Source organism: Thermoanaerobacter sp. X514 (genome assembly GCF_000019065.1).
GTDB lineage: Bacteria > Bacillota > Thermoanaerobacteria > Thermoanaerobacterales > Thermoanaerobacteraceae > Thermoanaerobacter > Thermoanaerobacter pseudethanolicus.
On record NC_010320.1, the window covers coordinates 1,549,223 to 1,566,517 of the forward strand.

Annotated in this window: 23 protein-coding genes; all 23 read left to right on the forward strand. The window is 33.5% G+C overall.

Annotation, left to right across the window (positions count from 1 at the left end; genetic code table 11):
* Positions 1–13 precede the first annotated feature (13 nt).
* Positions 14–460, forward strand: a complete 447-nt coding sequence (aroQ, locus tag TETH514_RS07670) for a type II 3-dehydroquinate dehydratase (RefSeq protein WP_009052328.1) — start codon at positions 14–16, stop codon at positions 458–460.
* 4 nt (positions 461–464) lie between these two features.
* Positions 465–1,529 carry a Xaa-Pro peptidase family protein gene (locus tag TETH514_RS07675; protein WP_009052329.1) on the forward strand — a complete coding sequence of 355 codons (1,065 nt, stop codon included), beginning with the start codon at positions 465–467 and terminating at the stop codon, positions 1,527–1,529.
* Between the two features lie 18 nt (positions 1,530–1,547).
* Positions 1,548–2,105 carry an elongation factor P gene (gene efp / locus TETH514_RS07680; RefSeq protein WP_009052330.1) on the forward strand — a complete coding sequence of 186 codons (558 nt, stop codon included), beginning with the start codon at positions 1,548–1,550 and terminating at the stop codon, positions 2,103–2,105.
* A gap of 48 nt (positions 2,106–2,153) precedes the next feature.
* Entirely contained in the window at positions 2,154–2,615 is a 462-nt protein-coding gene (locus TETH514_RS07685; RefSeq protein ID WP_003868440.1) for a CD1247 N-terminal domain-containing protein, read from the forward strand.
* 94 nt (positions 2,616–2,709) lie between these two features.
* Positions 2,710–3,708 carry a stage III sporulation protein AA gene (spoIIIAA, locus tag TETH514_RS07690; protein WP_009052331.1) on the forward strand — a complete coding sequence of 333 codons (999 nt, stop codon included), beginning with the start codon at positions 2,710–2,712 and terminating at the stop codon, positions 3,706–3,708.
* On the forward strand, positions 3,705–4,217 hold the full coding sequence (spoIIIAB, locus tag TETH514_RS07695; RefSeq protein ID WP_003868789.1) for a stage III sporulation protein SpoIIIAB: 513 nt from the start codon (positions 3,705–3,707) through the stop codon (positions 4,215–4,217). Before spoIIIAA ends, spoIIIAB begins: the two co-directional genes overlap by 4 nt.
* A 12-nt stretch (positions 4,218–4,229) precedes the next feature.
* Positions 4,230–4,427, forward strand: a complete 198-nt coding sequence (gene spoIIIAC, locus TETH514_RS07700; protein ID WP_003868788.1) for a stage III sporulation protein AC — start codon at positions 4,230–4,232, stop codon at positions 4,425–4,427.
* Positions 4,428–4,435: 8 nt separating this feature from the next.
* The gene (spoIIIAD, locus tag TETH514_RS07705) at positions 4,436–4,822 is read left to right on the forward strand and encodes a stage III sporulation protein AD (protein ID WP_003868787.1); all 387 of its coding nucleotides are present in this window, start codon (positions 4,436–4,438) and stop codon (positions 4,820–4,822) included.
* Positions 4,823–4,833: 11 nt separating this feature from the next.
* A complete protein-coding gene (gene spoIIIAE / locus TETH514_RS07710; protein ID WP_009052332.1) occupies positions 4,834–5,991 on the forward strand; it encodes a stage III sporulation protein AE in 1,158 nt (385 codons plus the stop codon).
* 8 nt (positions 5,992–5,999) lie between these two features.
* Positions 6,000–6,566, forward strand: coding sequence for a stage III sporulation protein AF (gene spoIIIAF / locus TETH514_RS07715; RefSeq protein ID WP_004396366.1), 567 nt, complete (start codon positions 6,000–6,002; stop codon positions 6,564–6,566).
* A gap of 19 nt (positions 6,567–6,585) precedes the next feature.
* Positions 6,586–7,167: a stage III sporulation protein AG gene (gene spoIIIAG / locus TETH514_RS07720; RefSeq protein ID WP_003868784.1), complete on the forward strand. Its 582-nt coding sequence runs from the start codon at positions 6,586–6,588 to the stop codon at positions 7,165–7,167.
* An 18-nt stretch (positions 7,168–7,185) separates the two neighbouring features.
* Positions 7,186–7,731 carry a SpoIIIAH-like family protein gene (locus tag TETH514_RS07725; RefSeq protein WP_003868783.1) on the forward strand — a complete coding sequence of 182 codons (546 nt, stop codon included), beginning with the start codon at positions 7,186–7,188 and terminating at the stop codon, positions 7,729–7,731.
* A 101-nt stretch (positions 7,732–7,832) separates the two neighbouring features.
* A complete protein-coding gene (locus TETH514_RS07730; protein ID WP_003868782.1) occupies positions 7,833–8,240 on the forward strand; it encodes an Asp23/Gls24 family envelope stress response protein in 408 nt (135 codons plus the stop codon).
* A gap of 98 nt (positions 8,241–8,338) precedes the next feature.
* A complete protein-coding gene (gene nusB, locus TETH514_RS07735) occupies positions 8,339–8,761 on the forward strand; it encodes a transcription antitermination factor NusB (RefSeq protein WP_003868781.1) in 423 nt (140 codons plus the stop codon).
* On the forward strand, positions 8,751–9,584 hold the full coding sequence (locus TETH514_RS07740; RefSeq protein WP_003868780.1) for a bifunctional 5,10-methylenetetrahydrofolate dehydrogenase/5,10-methenyltetrahydrofolate cyclohydrolase: 834 nt from the start codon (positions 8,751–8,753) through the stop codon (positions 9,582–9,584). The genes nusB and TETH514_RS07740 overlap by 11 nt, the downstream gene beginning before the upstream one ends.
* Positions 9,565–10,770, forward strand: a complete 1,206-nt coding sequence (gene xseA, locus TETH514_RS07745; RefSeq protein ID WP_009052333.1) for an exodeoxyribonuclease VII large subunit — start codon at positions 9,565–9,567, stop codon at positions 10,768–10,770. Before TETH514_RS07740 ends, xseA begins: the two co-directional genes overlap by 20 nt.
* Positions 10,763–10,990, forward strand: coding sequence for an exodeoxyribonuclease VII small subunit (gene xseB, locus TETH514_RS07750; RefSeq protein WP_003868778.1), 228 nt, complete (start codon positions 10,763–10,765; stop codon positions 10,988–10,990). Before xseA ends, xseB begins: the two co-directional genes overlap by 8 nt.
* Entirely contained in the window at positions 10,983–11,867 is an 885-nt protein-coding gene (locus TETH514_RS07755; RefSeq protein WP_009052334.1) for a polyprenyl synthetase family protein, read from the forward strand. Before xseB ends, TETH514_RS07755 begins: the two co-directional genes overlap by 8 nt.
* A gap of 755 nt (positions 11,868–12,622) precedes the next feature.
* Positions 12,623–13,222 (forward strand): hypothetical protein, encoded by a 600-nt coding sequence (locus tag TETH514_RS07760; protein WP_003868023.1) that lies wholly within the window; start codon positions 12,623–12,625, stop codon positions 13,220–13,222.
* Between the two features lie 10 nt (positions 13,223–13,232).
* Positions 13,233–15,095 (forward strand): 1-deoxy-D-xylulose-5-phosphate synthase, encoded by a 1,863-nt coding sequence (dxs, locus tag TETH514_RS07765; protein ID WP_009052335.1) that lies wholly within the window; start codon positions 13,233–13,235, stop codon positions 15,093–15,095.
* A gap of 2 nt (positions 15,096–15,097) precedes the next feature.
* On the forward strand, positions 15,098–15,898 hold the full coding sequence (locus tag TETH514_RS07770; RefSeq protein ID WP_003868021.1) for a TlyA family RNA methyltransferase: 801 nt from the start codon (positions 15,098–15,100) through the stop codon (positions 15,896–15,898).
* Between the two features lie 57 nt (positions 15,899–15,955).
* A complete protein-coding gene (locus TETH514_RS07775; RefSeq protein WP_003868020.1) occupies positions 15,956–16,807 on the forward strand; it encodes an NAD(+)/NADH kinase in 852 nt (283 codons plus the stop codon).
* Positions 16,808–16,835: 28 nt separating this feature from the next.
* Complete coding sequence (locus tag TETH514_RS07780) at positions 16,836–17,288, forward strand: arginine repressor (RefSeq protein ID WP_012268715.1); 453 nt, start codon at positions 16,836–16,838, stop codon at positions 17,286–17,288.
* Positions 17,289–17,295 lie beyond the last annotated feature (7 nt).

Genomic DNA, 17,295 nt, shown 5'->3' on the forward strand with positions numbered 1-17,295 from the left:
GTGAGGTGAGATTATGAAAAGAGTTTTGATAATTCATGGCCCTAATGTAAATCTGACAGGTAAAAGAGAAAAAGAGGTATATGGAGATATAAATTACGAAGAAATAAATAATCTGATAAAAAGAGAGGCTGCAAAATTAGATATAGCTGTCAAGATTCAGCAATCTAATAGTGAAGGAGAAATAATTAATCTTATTCATTCTGCAGAAAACAATTTCGATGCTATAATTATAAATCCTGCAGCTTACACTCATTACAGTTTAGCTATTATGGATGCTATTGCAGCTGTGTCAGTTCCAGTAATAGAAGTTCATATTTCAAATATTTTTGGAAGGGAGGATTACAGAAAGACCTCTGTTACTGCATCTAAATGCAAAGGTGTGATAACGGGGTTTGGACCTTATAGTTATGTCCTTGCCCTCAATGCAGTTAAGCTTTTAGAGGATTCAATTGGGGGGTAAATTCATGAATAAAAGATTACAAAATTTGAGAAATTTGATGAAGAAAAGAGATATAGAGGCTTTTGTGATTTACAAATTTGTCAATGTTACATATATTACTGGCTTTACTGGAGATGACAGCGTAGCTCTTGTGACCCACGATAAAGCTATTTTTATTACAGATGGAAGATATACTGAGCAAGCTCAAAAGGAAGTTAAAGATTTTGAAGTTATCGAGCACAAAACTGGCATAAAAGAAGTTTTAAAAGAATACATTAAAACATTGGGGATAAAAAAATTAGCCTTTGAAGAAAGTATTTCTTATGGACAGTATAGGGAATTAAAAGAGTTTTTAGAGATTGAGCTAATACCACAGGCTAATTTGGTAGAGACTTTGAGAATGGTAAAAGATGAGGAAGAAATAGAAAACATAAAAAAAGCACAAAATATTACTGATAAGGCTTTTGAGTATTTGTTAAATTTCATTAAAGTAGGAATGACAGAAAAAGAAGTAGCATTAGAATTAGAGTATTTTATGAAGAAACAAGGAGCAGAAGACCTATCTTTTGATACGATTGTAGCATCAGGTAAAAGGTCCTCTCTCCCTCATGGAAAAGCCTCTGAAAAAGTGATAGAAAAAGGTGATTTTGTCACAATAGATTTTGGATGTAAAGTAAATGGTTATTGTTCTGATATGACAAGAACGATAGTGATGGGAAAAGCTAATGAAAAGCAAAAAGAGATATATAACATAGTTTTAGAAGCACAGCAAAAAGCGATAGCTAATTTAAAGGCAGGACTTACCTCAAAAGAGGCGGATTTGTTAGCAAGGTTTGTCATTGAAGAAAAAGGTTATGGTAAGTATTTTAGTCACTCTTTAGGACATGGAGTAGGGCTTGAAGTTCATGAGGCGCCAAGCTTGTCTTTCAAAAAAGAAGAAATTTTAAAAGAAGGAGCAATTGTTACTGTAGAACCAGGTATATATATTCCCGATTTTGGTGGCGTAAGAATCGAAGATATGGTATTATTAAAAGAAGATGGTGTTATAAATTTAACTAAATCATCGAAATATTTAATTGAATTAAACTAAAGCGATGGAGGGATTTTTTTGATAGCAGCAGGTGATTTCAGAAAAGGAGTAACTATTGAGGTTGACGGACAGGTTTTTACAGTTGTGGATTTTATGCATGTTAAGCCAGGAAAAGGTGCAGCTTTCGTGAGGACAAAACTTAAAAATGTGATGACAGGGGCTGTAATAGAGAAAACTTTCAGCCCAACAGAAAAGTTTGAGGAAGCAGTTATAGAAAGAAGAGAAATGCAGTATTTGTACAATGATGGAGAACTTTATTATTTTATGGACACAGAAACTTATGAGCAAATTCCTTTAAATTATGATAAAGTTGAGGACGCAATTAAATACATAAAGGAAAATATGGTTGTTACAGTAAAGTTCTATAAAGGCGAAGCCTTTTCTGTTGAGCCTCCTACTTTTGTTGAGCTGGAAGTTGTAGAAACAGAGCCTGGATTTAGAGGAGATACTGCAACGGGTGGTTCCAAACCGGCAACTGTAGAAACTGGTGCTGTCATCCAAGTCCCATTGTTTATAAACGTTGGAGACAAAATAAGAATTGACACTCGAACCGGAGAATATTTAGAGAGGGTATAAACGCAGCAATTTGTCAAATACTATTTTGTAAAGGAGGGTATGTGGAATATGGAATACTTAAATGAAAGGGTTTCCTACTTAAGAGGGTTAGCAGACGGCTTAGGGATAGATGACAGCACAAAAGAAGGTAAAATAATTTTGGCAATTTTAGATACTTTAGAGGATTTTGCAGATGCTATAAATGAGCTGGAAGCTTCCCATTCCGAATTAGATGATTATGTGGGAGAAATAGATGAAGACCTTTCTGAAATTGAAAACCACATATATGGCGATGAGGACTATGAGGATGAGGATGACGACTATGACTATGATTATGACGATGATGAGGAATATGAGGATGAAGACGAGGATTATGAAGAGTATGTAGAGGTAGAATGTCCTAATTGCCATATGTTGATGAGTGTGGAAGAAGAACTTCTAGAAGATGAAGATGCTGAGTTGGTATGTCCTCATTGCAATGAAACCCTAAAAGTAAAAAATTTGAAAATTGTAGATGATGATGAAGATTAATTTAAAATACCCACTAACGAAAAGTTAGTGGGTATTTTTTATTCATAAATATTTAGCCTTATAAATATAATTTTACAAGAGGAGGGACAGGTATATGAACACAAGAAAAAATTTTGAGGAAGTACTTTATGCTCTTCCTCCGTCAGTAAGAGAGGTAATTACAAAAATTCCTGATGACCTGTTGCAAGAAGTAGAAGAAATACGTCTTAGAGTAAATAGACCTCTCACAGTTTATTTAAAAAATGAAGAAAAGTTTGTGTCAAAAGAAGGGACTATTTCTTTTTCACCTTCTTTGGCCTATATTGTTACTTCTGAAGATTGTGAAAAAGCTCTTCAATTAATATCTAAATCTTCTCTTTATGCTTTTGAAGAAGAAATAAGAAATGGATATATTACTTTAAAAGGTGGTTACAGAGTAGGTATAGTTGGAAAATGTGTGTTAGAAAATGGTTATATAAAGACTTTAAAGAATATTTCTGGATACAATTATCGAATATCAAAAGAGATAATAGGAGTGGCAGAGGAAATATTAAAATATTTAATTACTCCTTCTAACGGTGTACATAACATTTTAATAATATCACCTCCTCAATGTGGCAAAACAACTCTCTTAAGAGATATTACAAGATGGATAAGTAATGGAATAGATTTTTTGGGATTTAAAGGTAAAAAAGTAGGCGTAGTAGATGAGAGGTCAGAAATTGCCGGCTGTTACAATGGTATACCTCAAATGGATGTGGGACTTAGGACTGATGTGTTAGATGGATGTCCTAAGGCTTATGGCATGATAATGCTTATAAGGTCTATGTCTCCAGAAGTAGTAGTGACAGATGAGATAGGTAAAAAAGAGGATATAGAAGCGATTCATGAAGTGCTGAATACTGGTGTTAAGATTATAACTACAGTTCATGCAAATGACATTGAAGACCTTATGAAAAAACCTGTTTTAAAAGACGTTATTTCTTTAAGATATTTTGAACGTTATGTAATTTTAAGCAATCGTTTAGGGGCAGGTACAGTAGAAAAAATATTAGATGAGAATTTTAATACTTTGTTTAAAGGGCCATATAGGAGAGGAAGGACTGAAAAATGAAATTACTTGGAATAGTTTTAGTTATTTTTTCTACCAGTAGTTTAGGGTATTTGTTTGCTTTGAAATATAAAATGAGGCATTGGATACTTAAAAGCATGATATCTTCATTAAATCTTTTTAAAATAGAAATCACATATTCAAAAGCTCCTTTAGGAGAAATACTCATGGCAATTTCTCGCTCTTCAGATAAAAGTGTAAAATTTGTTTTTTCTAAGACAGGAATGATATTATCACAAAATGAGGGTTATACTGCAGGAGAAGCTTGGGAGATAGCTTTAAAGGAATGGGACAATGGCTATCTTAAAAAAGAAGATATAGAAATTTTGAGGTCTTTTGGGTTTGGACTTGGCAATTCTGACGTATACAATCAAGAAAAAAATTTTGATTTAGCCATTGAGCTTTTAAAAAGGCAACTTAGTAACGCAGAAGAAGAGAGTAAAAAGAACGAAAAGCTGTACAAAAATATTGGAGTTTTAGCAGGACTGGCGATAATCATATTGTTTTTATAGAGGAGGATTATAATGAACATAGATATAATTTTTAAAATTGCGGCAATTGGCATTCTGGTAACAGTATTAAATCAAGTATTAATCCGTTCAGGGCGAGAAGAACAAGCAATGATGGTGACACTGGCAGGAATAGTAGTGGTTTTGATGATGGTGATAAATATGATAAACAATTTGTTTAATGCAGTAAAAACAATATTTCAACTTTATTAGGTGATAGAATGGAAATATTTCAAATTGTTATTTTAGGAATAGTGGTTTTGATTATTTTGACAGTTCTAAAAGAAACAAATCCTGAAATGGCAATAATTTTAAGTTTGGTAGCCGGAGTCATCATCTTTATGATGATTCTTCCAAAACTCAGCGCAATTGTAGAAGTCTTGAATACTCTTGCTAGAAAAAGTGGACTTGACAATATTTATTTTATGACAACTTTAAAAATCATTGGTATAGCTTATATAACGGAATTTGGAGTTCAGCTATGTCTCGACGCAAATGAGAAAAATTTGGCTTCCAAAATAGAGATAGCAGGAAAGGTAATCATAATTTTTTTATCAATACCTATAATTGTTGCATTAATGGAAACAATTCTTTCAATAATGCCGTGAGGTGTAAAAGATTGAAAAAGGTACTTTTTATAATTCTAATGATTATGACTTTATTAACAACTGCCAAAGCGGATACAGGACAACAAGATATAGAAAACCAATTGAAAGACATTGATACTTATCAGATTGACCGCTTTGTAAAAGAAGCTAATCAAAAAAATGGCAATATACTTCCCTATGTTGATATAAAGACTTATATACAAGATGTGATATCAGGAAAACAACCTTTTAATATAAAGGAACTCTTTGAAAATTTATTAAAATTGTTTTTCAAAGAATTATATTCCTCTGTAAGACTTTTAACACAACTTTTAATTTTGGCTGTAATTGGCGGCATATTAATGAATTTGCACAGTTCCTTTGAAAATGAAAATATAAGTGAGATTGCTTTTTTAGCGGTCTATATGGTTTTTATAGTAATAGCGGTTAAAAGCTTTACAGAAGCTTTAGGAATTGGCAAAGAGGCAATTGACAGTATGATTGATTTTATGCAATCGATGCTGCCTGTACTTATAACTTTACTTGTTTCAGTAGGTGCTTTTACCTCTGCAGCGTTTTTTCACCCTGTTGTCATTGTGACAGTTGAGTTTATAGCCCATCTGATGAGGGATTTTGTGTTGCCTATTATTTTGCTCATGACAGCTGTAAAAATTGTAGGAAATATTTCTGAAAAGTTTAGCTTGAATAAAATGGGGGATTTTTTTAAGACTTTGTCTACAGCTTCTATTTCAATTTTATTGAGTATTTTTTTAGGAGTAGTAACTATACAAGGTTTATCTTCTTCAATGGCAGATGGTGTCATATCGAGAACGGCGAAGTATACAGTTGGTGCTTTTTTGCCAGTAGTAGGAGGGCTTTTATCTGATAGTGTCGATGCAGTTATAGGGGCATCATTATTGATAAAAGGAGCAGTAGGCACTTATGGGCTTATAGCAATTGTGATAATTTCTGCAGTACCTTTAATAAAGCTTTTTTCTCTCATAATCATTTATCGCTTTGCAGCAGCAGTGATTGAACCAATCTCCGATAAAAGGATAGTAAATTGCCTTTCAGATGTGGCAACTTCTTTAACTTATGTTTTTGGGGTATTGGCTTCTGTTACTGTGATGATGTTCTTTACAATAACAGCTATTATAGGAACAGCTAATATTACCACTATGCTGAGGTAGGTGAAACAATGGAGTTTTTAAAAGACTGGATAACACAGATAATTTATATTGCAATCCTTTTGATAGTTTTAGAACTTTTAGTTCCTTCCTCCAGTTTAAAAAAATATGCTAAAGTTGCGATAGGGTTTGTAATCATGATTACTATCTTAAATCCTTTGATAAATTTTTTAAAAGGAGGAGCAAATATAGAAGCCTACGTATTTAAAAATGATTACTTTTTAAAAAACATAAATATTGAGCAAATCTCAAAAGAAGCAGAAAAGCAGAGGGATAATCTAATTGTGGCAGAATATAAAAAAAGGCTGATTGAACAGATTAAGGAAAAGCTTTTAAATCTGTATGAAATTGAGGGAGTGGAAGTAGAGGTTTCTTTTGTAGAAGACTTAAATGACAAAGAATTTGGGAAAATCAAAGAAATAACCTTATCTTTTAGAAATGCGAGAAGGGTTTCTCAAAATTCAGAAAAAATAGCAAAACCGACAGAAGATAAAAAATTTAACTATGAAGAGATTAAAAAAACAATAAGTGCATTCTATAATGTACCATTAAAGAATATATCTATAAAAGAGGAATAAATTGAAAGGAGGTACTTGAGTGGATTTTGATAAACTTAAAGATAAGCTTTTAAAAGATAATAAAAAGTTGGTTGAGAATTTGACTGTTATCTTTTTAATAGGTTTAATTTTGTTAATAGGTGCGAGTGCTCTTTCAAAACCTCGCCCTTCAAATAACAACGATAACAAAGAATTGGTATTAGCTCAAAAAGAAAGTAGTAGTGAAGATTATGCTCAAAAATTAGAAAAGGATTTAAAAAATATATTGTCAAAAATTGAAGGGGTGGGAAATGTTGAGGTCCTCATAACACTAAATTCAGATGAAGAGGTAGTAGCGGCAATGGATGTAGTAGAATCCAGTACTACTACAAATGAAAAAGATAGTAGTGGAGGAATACGAGAAACCATTCAAACAGAATCAAACAACAGAGTAGTTACCTCTCAAAATACCTCTGGGCAAAATGCTCCTATTGTATTAAAAAGAATAATGCCAGAAATAAGGGGAGTGATTGTAGTTGCTGATGGAGCAAAAGATCCAAGATTAAGATACGAACTTTCTTCGGCAGTTCAAACTGCTTTGGGGATTCCTGCCTATAAAGTAAAGGTAATATCTTCAAAATAAAAGTGGGGAGGAGTTTTTATGGTCTATATGGGAAAAAAGCTTGTGGCGATTATATCCCTTGTCTTGCTAATTGCTATTGCTTTTGTTTTAAACTATGGGTATACCAATAAAAAAGAAGAAGCTGCTAAAAATGAGTACAGTCAGAATTCGCAAGTTATTCAAACAAGTACTTCTTCTGCAAAGGAAACTAGTACAGAAAAAGATAAAGTTTTCACTGGAATATTTACCATTTATAGAGAAGAAAGAGAAATAAATAGGAGCAGAAGTATTGATGCTTTAAAAGAAATAGTAGAAAATAAAAATACCAGTGAAGCGACAAGAGACGAAGCTCAAAGGCAAATAATAAAACTTACAGAAATAACAAATCAAGAGATGATAATAGAAAATTTGATAAAAGCTAAAGGGTTTCAAGATGCAGTTGTGATGATAGATAATGGTATAGTAAATGTAATTGTACAGACAGATAAACTGTCAGAAGAAGAAGTGGCACAAATTGTAGATATTGTCTCCAGACAAACAGGAGTTTCATTAGATAATATAAAAATTATGACGAGACTGGAATAAGAAAACTTAATTGTTTTTGTATCTACAATTATGATATAATTTATTTGACAAATATTTATTTTCTCTAAAAATTTTTGCTTTTTAAGGGGGTGAAAGAATCAATGGAAGAAAATTTAAATGCAAATAAAAATCAAGAGCTAGGAACTATTAAAATCTCTGAAGAAGTAGTTAGTGTAATCGCAGGCTTGGCGGCAACGGAAGTACCTGGAGTAGCTGGAATGAGTGGGGGAGTTGTAAACGGCATTTCTGAAATGTTAGGAAGAAAGAATCTAGGTAAGGGCGTAAAGGTAGAAGTAGGAGAAAAAGAAGTATCAATAGATTTGTATTTAATTGTGGATTATGGTGTTAGAATTCCTGAAGTAGCTTGGAATGTACAAGAAAATGTTAAAAATGCTGTAGAAAATATGACAGGATTAAAAGTTGTTGAAGTTAATATTCACGTTCAAGGGGTAAATATGGATAAGGAAAATAAAAAGCAAGAGCAACAAGTTAAAGAAGAGGAAAATTAAAACATCTACTTAAACTAACCCTCTGTTAGACAGAGGGTTAGTTTAAGTAGAGTTATGGTACAATATATGTAAGAGGTAAAATTCAAGGAGTTGGGACAATGAACAGAACAGAAGCTAGGGAATGGGTTGTAAAAATGCTTTATCAATACGACGTTTCAAGGTTACCTATAAGCAAAATACTTGAAAATTTTTATAAAGAAAAGGACCCAGGCGAGCAAAAAGAGTATATAGAAAATACCGTAATAGGGGCTATTGAACATTTAGAAGAAATTGATAAGGAAATAGAAAGATACTCTCAAAATTGGGCTCTTAACCGCATGCCAAAAATAGATTTGGCTATTTTAAGGTGCAGCATTTATGAGATGCAATACGGGAATATTCCTGTAAATATTTCTATAAACGAAGCAGTAGAAATAGCCAAAAAATACAGCACAGAAGATTCTCCTGCTTTTATAAACGGTTTGTTGGGAGCATTTGTAAGGGATGAAGGATTGGAGGAAGGTGAATCAAATGATAATTGATGGTAAGGAGATTTCTAAAAAGATAAGAGAAGAGGTAAAAAGAGAGATAAAGAAGTTTGGCTACAAGCCCAAATTAGCGATATTGATGGCGGGAGATGATGAGTCTTCAAAGGTTTACGCAAACTCTAAAGTTAAAGCCTGTGAAAATGTGGGGATTGAAGCTAAAATCTATTATTTTTCAGAAAGTGAAGAGTCAAAATTTTTTGACACCTTAAAGTTTTTAAATGAAGATAAAAATACTCACGGCATAATGATAGAAATGCCCCTTCCTAAAAACTTTAATGCTGAGTTGGTCTACGATACTATAAACCCTTATAAAGACGTTGATTGCATATCTAATTATAATATGGGAAGGCTATTTGCAGGGAAACCACTTTTTGTACCTTGTACTCCTAAAGCAATTTTACATATACTGGAAGGTATTAATACTCAATTTGAGGGAAAACATGCTGTTGTAATAGGAAGAAGTAATATCTTAGGAAAACCTGTAGCTAAGCTTTTATTAGACAAAAATTGTACGGTTACTGTGTGCCATTCAAAAACAAAAGACTTGGCTTATTATACTAGACAAGCGGATATTTTAGTGTTAGCGGCTGGTAAGATGAATTTGGTCAAGGGAGATATGGTTAAGGAGGGAGCAATACTTATAGATGCGGGTATAAACGTTTACCAAGATAATATATATGGAGATGCAGACTTTGAAAGTGTAAAAGACCTGTGTTCTTACGTAACACCAGTTCCAGGAGGAGTTGGACCTGTGACGACAGCTATGATACTTAAAAATACCCTGGAGGCTTTTAAATATGCAGTTAAAGGCGCTTGAAGTCAGAGAAATTACAGACTATATCAAAAAAATGATGGATAATGATATAATTTTGAGAAATGTGCGGGTTAAAGGAGAAATTTCTAATTTGAAATACCATAGCACAGGAATATATTTCACTTTGAAAGATGAAATAGCCTCTTTAAAATGTGTGATGTTTAATGAATATGGAAAGCTTTTAAATTTTACTTTGCAAGATGGTATGTCAGTGATTGTGACAGGTAGAATATCTGTATATGAAAGAAATGGAACTTATCAACTGTACGCTCAAAGTATACAGTCGGATGGAATTGGAGCTTTATACTTTGCTTTTAATAAACTTAAAGAGAAACTGCAAAAAGAAGGACTTTTTGATTCTGATAAAAAGAAACCTATCCCTAAACATCCTAAAAAAATTGCTGTGGTGACTTCTCCAACAGGGGCTGTAATACGAGATATAATAACAATTTCGAGAAGGAGAAATCCAACAGTAGACATTTTAGTAGTTCCAGTTTTGGTACAAGGTAGTTCGGCAGCGGATGAAATATGCAACGCTTTTCGAATTTTGAACAAAAGGGAAGACATTGATGTAATTATTTTAGCAAGGGGTGGAGGTTCATTAGAAGAAATTTGGCCTTTCAATGAAGAAAAAGTGGCAAGATGCATTTATGCATCTCGCATACCAGTTGTTTCTGCAGTAGGGCATGAGACAGACTTTACTATTTCTGATTTTGTGGCGGATTTGAGAGCTCCTACCCCTTCTGCAGCTGCTGAAATTGTAGTACCAGACATAAAAGTTTACCAAAGGGAATTGTTTTTATTAAAAACGAAATTATTAACATTGATGACTGCTGAATTAAATCGCAAGAAAAAAGAATTTGAAGGGCTTAAAAGGGCTTTGTATCTTAATAGCCCCACTAAGAAAAGTGAAATTTTAAGGCATAAAGTTGAAAATTTAACAGCCTCTTTATACAATGAAATGCTTTCTATATACCAGCATAAAAGAAATGATTTTTTAATTTTAGCAGAAAAGTTGAATTCTTTAAGTCCTTTAAAAGTACTTACAAGAGGTTATACAATTGTTTTAGATAAGCAAGAAAAAGTTATTTCTTCTGTGAGAGATATAAAACCTTATGATGAAATAAAAATCTTATTTAAAGATGGCAAAGCTAAAGCGATTGTACAAGAGGTGAAAGAGAATGAATGAGGAATTGACTTTTGAAGAAGAAATGATGAGATTAGAAGAAATTGTAAATACACTAGAAAAAGGAAATTTAATGTTGGAAGAGTCTTTTAACTTGTTTAAAGAAGGTGTTGAAATTTCTAAAAGATTAGAAAAAAGGTTAAGTGAGGTTGAAGGAAAGATAACCCTTCTCATCAACGAAAATGAAGAAATTGATTTTAAAGAGGAGGAAAAGGATGTTTAAAGAAAAGTTAAGAGAAAAACAACAGCTTGTTGAGAAAGAACTACACAGAATACTTGATATAGAAGAAAAACCAGAGATAATTTATGAAGCAATGAGATATAGTGTGTTTGCGGGAGGGAAAAGGTTAAGACCAGTTTTATGTCTTTCTTCTTGTGAGCTTTTAGGAGGAGATATAAAAAAAGCTCTTCCTGTAGCTTGTGCGATTGAACTTATTCATACTTATTCTCTGATTCACGATGACCTTCCAGCCATGGATAATGATGATTTAAGAAGAGGAAAGCCCACGAATCACAAAGTTTATGGAGAAGCTATAGCAATTTTAGCTGGCGATGGTCTTTTAAATTTAGGGTATGAAGTGTTAGTAAGACATGCTTTAGAACATCCGGAAGATTATGAAAGAATATTGAAAGCTACCAATGAGATTGCGACAGCCTCAGGATGTAAAGGAATTATTGGTGGGCAAGTGGTAGATATACTTTCACAAAACACGAAACTTACCTATGAAGAATTAAAATTCATTCATGAACACAAAACAGCGGCTTTGATAGAAGCGTCTGTTTGTGCAGGAGCTTACATTGCTGGTGCTACAGAAGAAGATGTTCATGCCTTAAGGGAATATGCACGCTTAATAGGTTTTGCTTTTCAAATAAAAGATGATATATTGGATGTAATAGGAGAAGAGGAAAAATTGGGTAAAAAAGTGGGCAGTGATAGAGAAAAAGGTAAGTTTACTTTTGTCAATATTTTTGAATTAGAAAAATCTCAGGAGATGGTTGTAGAACTTACACAAAATGCTGTAAAGATTTTAGATAGATTTGGGGAAAAAGCGCTCTTTCTTAAAGAATTGTCTAATTATTTAATTGAGAGAGTAAACTGAAGAATAGAGGAGTATTGACAATACTTTTCAAAAGAAATGAGTTTTTTGACATTTAAGGGATTGTAGCAACCTTCTAACGACTTTGTAGCGGTTTGATATTGTCATTTTTATTATGTTATAATTAATATACCTTGAAAAGAAAGGCAAAGTGGTGCAGTATCCTAGTCAGAGGTGCTAATTCCGAAGACGGGCCTAAAAATCCGTCAAGGGCACATCGATGAAGTTCCTGGTGCTGGCTTTCAACGCCCAGTTGGGGGCTGGTGCTGGGAGTTAAGGAGGGGGGGCGATCCACAATGGCATGTGGGCGTTGACCCTTCCTCCGCGGAGACCTACCTGCGTGGCTTTTAAGCTACGGGGTAGGATGAACCTGTCTCGCGGCCATAAAGCTGCGGACAGTGTAGCCTGCCTTGAGTGATTCGGGTGGATATCAGTTGTAAGCCGTAATTCAAAGAGCTCTTGAATTACTGGCTATTGCTGATGAAACCCGAATTGCAAAAGAGGATAGGGGTTAGTCCCTCTGTTGAGGAAAACTCCTAGGCTGCGCCTTGCCGGGCGGCATATTGGGGATTACAGTGCGGACTAAGTGGTAATCCAGTCTTACCTTTGGTGACAAGGTAAAAGCGGGCTTAAAGGGGAACCGCTGAACGGCGACGTTCAGTGCCCGCTTGGGAAATCCTACTGGACCTAAGCCGCAAAGTTTACTCAATATGCTACCACTTTGCCTATATATTACATAGGAGGTTCTTTTTTTTATTATGAAAAACAAAAACATAAATACGAATTATAAGTGGATTTTACATATAACTATTATAACCTTTTTTCTTGCCACTATATTAAATTTTTTTTCTGATGTTGCATTAAAAGAGAGCAATCTCCTTGTAGCCTTTTGTATTCTTGGTTTTATAGTGTTAATTGGTATAATTTTTGATATAATAGGTACAGCAGTAATTTCAGGCAGAGAAGAACCTTTTCATGCAATGGCGGCTAAAAAAGTATTTGGAGCAAAGGAAGCCATAAAACTTCTTAGAAATGCTAATATTGTGGCTAATTTTTGTAATGACGTAGTAGGAGATATTTCTGGAATTGTTTCTGGTGCCGCTCTGATGGCAATAATTGTAAAATTAGCTTTTGAGGGGCCCAAAGGTTCTATTTATACTGCGATTTTAGGAGGTTTATTATCTGCCATTACAATTGGAGGAAAAGCTATTGGTAAAAATATAGGTATAGCTAAAAGACAGTCTATTGTTTATGCGGTTGCTGTGATGCTGGCTTGGATAGAAAAAAACACGGGTATAAAGATTTTGCCAGATTATAAGAATAATAATAAGAATAATAAAAGGAAGAAAAGAAAGTGAGGGTATTTAAATGCTGGAACAAATTGATAGCCCTTATGACTTGAAAAAATTAGACAAAAAGGACTTTCCGCTGATTTGTGAAGAAATACGCCAGTTTTTAATAGAAAAAGTGTCTAAAACAGGTGGGCATTTAGCATCAAACCTTGGAATCGTTGAACTTACAATTGCACTTCATTATGTTTTTAATTCGCCAGTTGACAAAATAATCTGGGATGTAGGACATCAGTGTTATGTACATAAAATGCTTACAGGTAGGAAAGACCAGTTTGATACTTTGAGGAAATTCAATGGCCTTTCTGGTTATACTAAAAGAACGGAAAGTGTGCATGATATATTTGGAGCAGGACACAGTAGTACCTCTATATCTGCAGCATTGGGCATTGCCAAGGCAAGAGATTTAAAGGGCGAGAAATATTCTGTTGTAGCGGTAATTGGGGATGGAGCTTTAACTGGTGGCATGGCTTTTGAAGCATTAAATAATGCAGGAAGGTCTAAAACAGATTTGATTGTCGTGCTAAATCACAATGAGATGTCTATTTCGGAAAACGTAGGTAGTTTATCTTTGTATTTAAGTAAACTTAGAACTGACCCTACTTACAACAAATTAAAACAAGAGGTTGATAATTTACTCAATATTGTACCTCCAATAGGAAAAAGCCTTCATAAATACATTGAAAGAATTAAGGATTCTGTAAAACAGTTAGTAGTGTCAGGAATGTTTTTTGAAGAGATGGGTTTTACATATTTAGGACCTATTGACGGACATGACGTTGGTAGCCTTATAGAGGTTTTAGAAAGAGCGAAGAAAATAAAAGGACCTATTTTAGTACATGTTATCACAAAAAAAGGCAAAGGTTACAAATTTGCAGAAAAATTTCCTGATAAATTTCATTCTGCAGCTCCTTTTGACATACAAACAGGTAAGTTTGTAAATGAGGGGCAGGCGACTTATTCTGATGTATTTGGGAAGACTCTTACTGAAATGGCCTTGCAAGATGACAAAATTGTTGCAATAACTGCTGCCATGCCAGAGGGAACAGGGCTTATTCATTTTGCAAAATTGATTCCTGAAAGATTTTTTGATGTAGGAATAGCAGAGCAGCATGCTACTACCTTTGCAGCAGGAATGGCAGTACAAGGATACAAACCTTATTTTGCAGTGTATTCTACCTTTTTACAAAGAGCTTATGACCAGCTTATACACGATGTATGTATACAAAAATTACCTGTTGTTTTTGCAATTGATAGAGCAGGAATTGTAGGAGAGGATGGAGAAACCCATCAAGGAGTTTTTGATTTGTCTTATTTAAGGCCAATTCCTAATATAACGATTATGTCTCCAAAAGACGCAAATGAATTAGTTGAAATGGTTAAATTATCAAGAAATCTTGAGTTCCCTGTTGCCATAAGGTATCCAAGAGGAAAAGCAGGAGAATTCGATATTACAAGAGAATGCAGTATAGAGTTTGGAAAGGCAGAGTTAGTTACTGAAGGAAAAGAAATAGCAATTTTTGCATTAGGAAGAATGGTAGGAAAGGTGTTAGAAGCAAAGGAAATTTTAAAAGTTTCTGATTTGCAACCCTTTATTGTCAATTTGAGATTTGTTAAACCTTTAGATGAAGAGCTAATTTTGGATATCTCAAACAAAGTCAAATTTATTGTTACAGTAGAAGACAATGTCATAGCTGGTGGCGTTGGAAGCGCTATATTAGAACTTTTAAATTCTAACGGAATTTATAAGCCAGTTTTGCGTTTGGGGTTTCCCGATAAATTTATTGAACACGGAGATGTGGAAAACTTGTTTAAAAAATACAATTTAGATGCTGAGTCTATCGCAAATACTATACTACAAAAATATAAGGAAATGAGGTAAATATGGCTTCAAAAAAAGAAAGATTGGATGTTTTGCTTGTTCAAAAAGGTTTTTTCTCCTCAAGAGAAAAAGCAAAAGCTTCTATTATGGCAGGAGAAGTATATGTTGATGGCAAGAAAATTGAAAAAGCTGGAGAGTTTGTCAACATAGATTCTTCAATTGAAATAAAAATTAATTCTTTACCTTATGTAAGTAGGGGTGGGCTAAAGTTACAAAAAGCAATAGAAACTTTTAATATTAATGTGACTGGCAAGATTGCGTTAGATATTGGAGCTTCTACAGGAGGTTTTACTGATTGCCTTTTAAAACATGGTGTTATAAAAGTATATGCTGTAGATGTAGGATACGGGCAATTGGATTGGAGTTTAAGAAATGACCCTCGGGTCATAAACATGGAAAAAACTAATATAAGATTTTTAGAAACATTGCCTGAAACAGTGGACATGGTGACAATAGACGTTTCTTTTATTTCACTTGAACTTGTTATACCTTCTGCAGATAAATTTTTAAAACCAGAGGGAGATTTGATAGCTTTAATAAAACCTCAATTTGAAGCAGGAAGAGAGAAAGTAGGTAAAAAAGGCGTGGTGAGAGACCCGGCTGTTCATAGGGAAGTGATTGAAAAAATTGTGACTTTGTTTCAAAAGTTTAACTACGGTATAATAGGTATTACCTATTCTCCTATAAAAGGGGCAGAAGGCAATATAGAGTATTTAATCTATAGCAAAAAGTGGATCGAAAATCAACACAATATTGATATTACAAAAATTGTAGAAGAGGCATTTAAAAATTTGAACAAATAAAATATTAGCAGGAAAATTTGTTTTTTTGTAGAATATGATAAATGTGGTGAGATTGTAATGAAAAAAGTCGGAGTAATTCCAAATATCAATAAAGATAAAGACTTAGAAGTGACAAAATCTGTAGTAAAATGGCTATTGGAACATGATTCTGAACCATATCTTAATGAAATAGTTGCCTCTAAAATGGGTTATGATGAATATGGTAAAAAATCCACAGATATATATAGTAAATCTGATTTCATAATTGCTTTAGGTGGAGATGGTACTATTTTAAATGTTGCAAGGCTTTGTGCACCTTTTGGGACGCCTATTTTTGCTGTGAATTTAGGTCATCTTGGATTTCTTACAGAAGTAGATATGAATGAGGTGTTTGTTTCTTTAGATAAAATATATAAAGGAGAATATACAGTAGAAAAAAGGATGATGCTAGAGGCAAATGTAGTTAAAAATGATATGGAGATTATTAATTTTAGAGCTTTGAATGACATTGTCATTACAAGAGGAGCTTTTTCAAGAATGGCTCGTATAAATGCCTATGTCAATAATAATTATGTAGATACTTATTTAGCAGATGGAGTAATAATTGCAACTCCTACTGGTTCAACTGCTTATTCACTTTCAGCAGGAGGACCTATTGTATATCCTACAGTAGAAGTTATAATAATAACACCTATCTGTCCTCATACTTTATATTCGAGGTCTATAATAGTTTCACCAGATGATGTAATTAGGTTGGAAATAAGCGAAGAAAATCAAGATTTAATGATAACAACAGATGGGCAACAGGGATATAAACTTGATTATAGAGACATAATTTACATTAAAAAGAGCAATGAATATACCAATCTCATAAGAGTAAAAAATACCAATTTTTTTGACTTGTTGAGGGACAAACTTACAGAAAGATAAAAAGTAAAAAGAGGTGAAGACTAATATGATGAAAATAGCTCGACACGCTAAAATTCTTGAAATAATCTCTGAAAAAGAAATTGAAACACAGGAAGAGTTAGCAGCTGAACTTCAAAAACAAGGTATTGATGTGACTCAAGCGACTGTGTCAAGAGATATAAAAGAATTGAGACTGATAAAAGTTTTAACAGAAGATGGAAAAAGATATAAATACGCCCCGATGGGAAAAGTAGACGGCCATATTACAGATAGACTAATGACTTTATTGTCTGAGTCTATAGTGAGCGTTGATTATGCCGGAAATATCATAGTCATAAAAACGTTATCAGGCACAGCTCCTGCAGCAGCAGAGGCCATTGACACATTAAATTGGAAGAATATAGTAGGCACATTAGCGGGAGATAATACCATTTTTGTTTTAGTGAGAAATGAAGAAGCTCTTCAAGAATTGTTGGAAAAATTCAAAAAGTTAGTCAAGTGATTTCTGG

What these genes read in the sequence shown, in the direction of transcription:
- aroQ (WP_009052328.1), top strand. Translation starts at nt 14, where the DNA reads ATGAAAAGAGTTTTGATAATTCATGGCCCTAATGTAAATCTGACAGGT.
- TETH514_RS07675 (WP_009052329.1), top strand. Translation starts at nt 465, where the DNA reads ATGAATAAAAGATTACAAAATTTGAGAAATTTGATGAAGAAAAGAGAT.
- TETH514_RS07685 (WP_003868440.1), top strand. Translation starts at nt 2,154, where the DNA reads ATGGAATACTTAAATGAAAGGGTTTCCTACTTAAGAGGGTTAGCAGAC.
- spoIIIAA (WP_009052331.1), top strand. Translation starts at nt 2,710, where the DNA reads ATGAACACAAGAAAAAATTTTGAGGAAGTACTTTATGCTCTTCCTCCG.
- spoIIIAB (WP_003868789.1), top strand. Translation starts at nt 3,705, where the DNA reads ATGAAATTACTTGGAATAGTTTTAGTTATTTTTTCTACCAGTAGTTTA.
- spoIIIAC (WP_003868788.1), top strand. Translation starts at nt 4,230, where the DNA reads ATGAACATAGATATAATTTTTAAAATTGCGGCAATTGGCATTCTGGTA.
- spoIIIAD (WP_003868787.1), top strand. Translation starts at nt 4,436, where the DNA reads ATGGAAATATTTCAAATTGTTATTTTAGGAATAGTGGTTTTGATTATT.
- spoIIIAF (WP_004396366.1), top strand. Translation starts at nt 6,000, where the DNA reads ATGGAGTTTTTAAAAGACTGGATAACACAGATAATTTATATTGCAATC.
- TETH514_RS07725 (WP_003868783.1), top strand. Translation starts at nt 7,186, where the DNA reads ATGGTCTATATGGGAAAAAAGCTTGTGGCGATTATATCCCTTGTCTTG.
- TETH514_RS07730 (WP_003868782.1), top strand. Translation starts at nt 7,833, where the DNA reads ATGGAAGAAAATTTAAATGCAAATAAAAATCAAGAGCTAGGAACTATT.
- nusB (WP_003868781.1), top strand. Translation starts at nt 8,339, where the DNA reads ATGAACAGAACAGAAGCTAGGGAATGGGTTGTAAAAATGCTTTATCAA.
- TETH514_RS07740 (WP_003868780.1), top strand. Translation starts at nt 8,751, where the DNA reads ATGATAATTGATGGTAAGGAGATTTCTAAAAAGATAAGAGAAGAGGTA.
- xseA (WP_009052333.1), top strand. Translation starts at nt 9,565, where the DNA reads ATGCAGTTAAAGGCGCTTGAAGTCAGAGAAATTACAGACTATATCAAA.
- xseB (WP_003868778.1), top strand. Translation starts at nt 10,763, where the DNA reads ATGAATGAGGAATTGACTTTTGAAGAAGAAATGATGAGATTAGAAGAA.
- TETH514_RS07755 (WP_009052334.1), top strand. Translation starts at nt 10,983, where the DNA reads ATGTTTAAAGAAAAGTTAAGAGAAAAACAACAGCTTGTTGAGAAAGAA.
- TETH514_RS07760 (WP_003868023.1), top strand. Translation starts at nt 12,623, where the DNA reads ATGAAAAACAAAAACATAAATACGAATTATAAGTGGATTTTACATATA.
- dxs (WP_009052335.1), top strand. Translation starts at nt 13,233, where the DNA reads ATGCTGGAACAAATTGATAGCCCTTATGACTTGAAAAAATTAGACAAA.
- TETH514_RS07770 (WP_003868021.1), top strand. Translation starts at nt 15,098, where the DNA reads ATGGCTTCAAAAAAAGAAAGATTGGATGTTTTGCTTGTTCAAAAAGGT.
- TETH514_RS07775 (WP_003868020.1), top strand. Translation starts at nt 15,956, where the DNA reads ATGAAAAAAGTCGGAGTAATTCCAAATATCAATAAAGATAAAGACTTA.
- TETH514_RS07780 (WP_012268715.1), top strand. Translation starts at nt 16,836, where the DNA reads ATGAAAATAGCTCGACACGCTAAAATTCTTGAAATAATCTCTGAAAAA.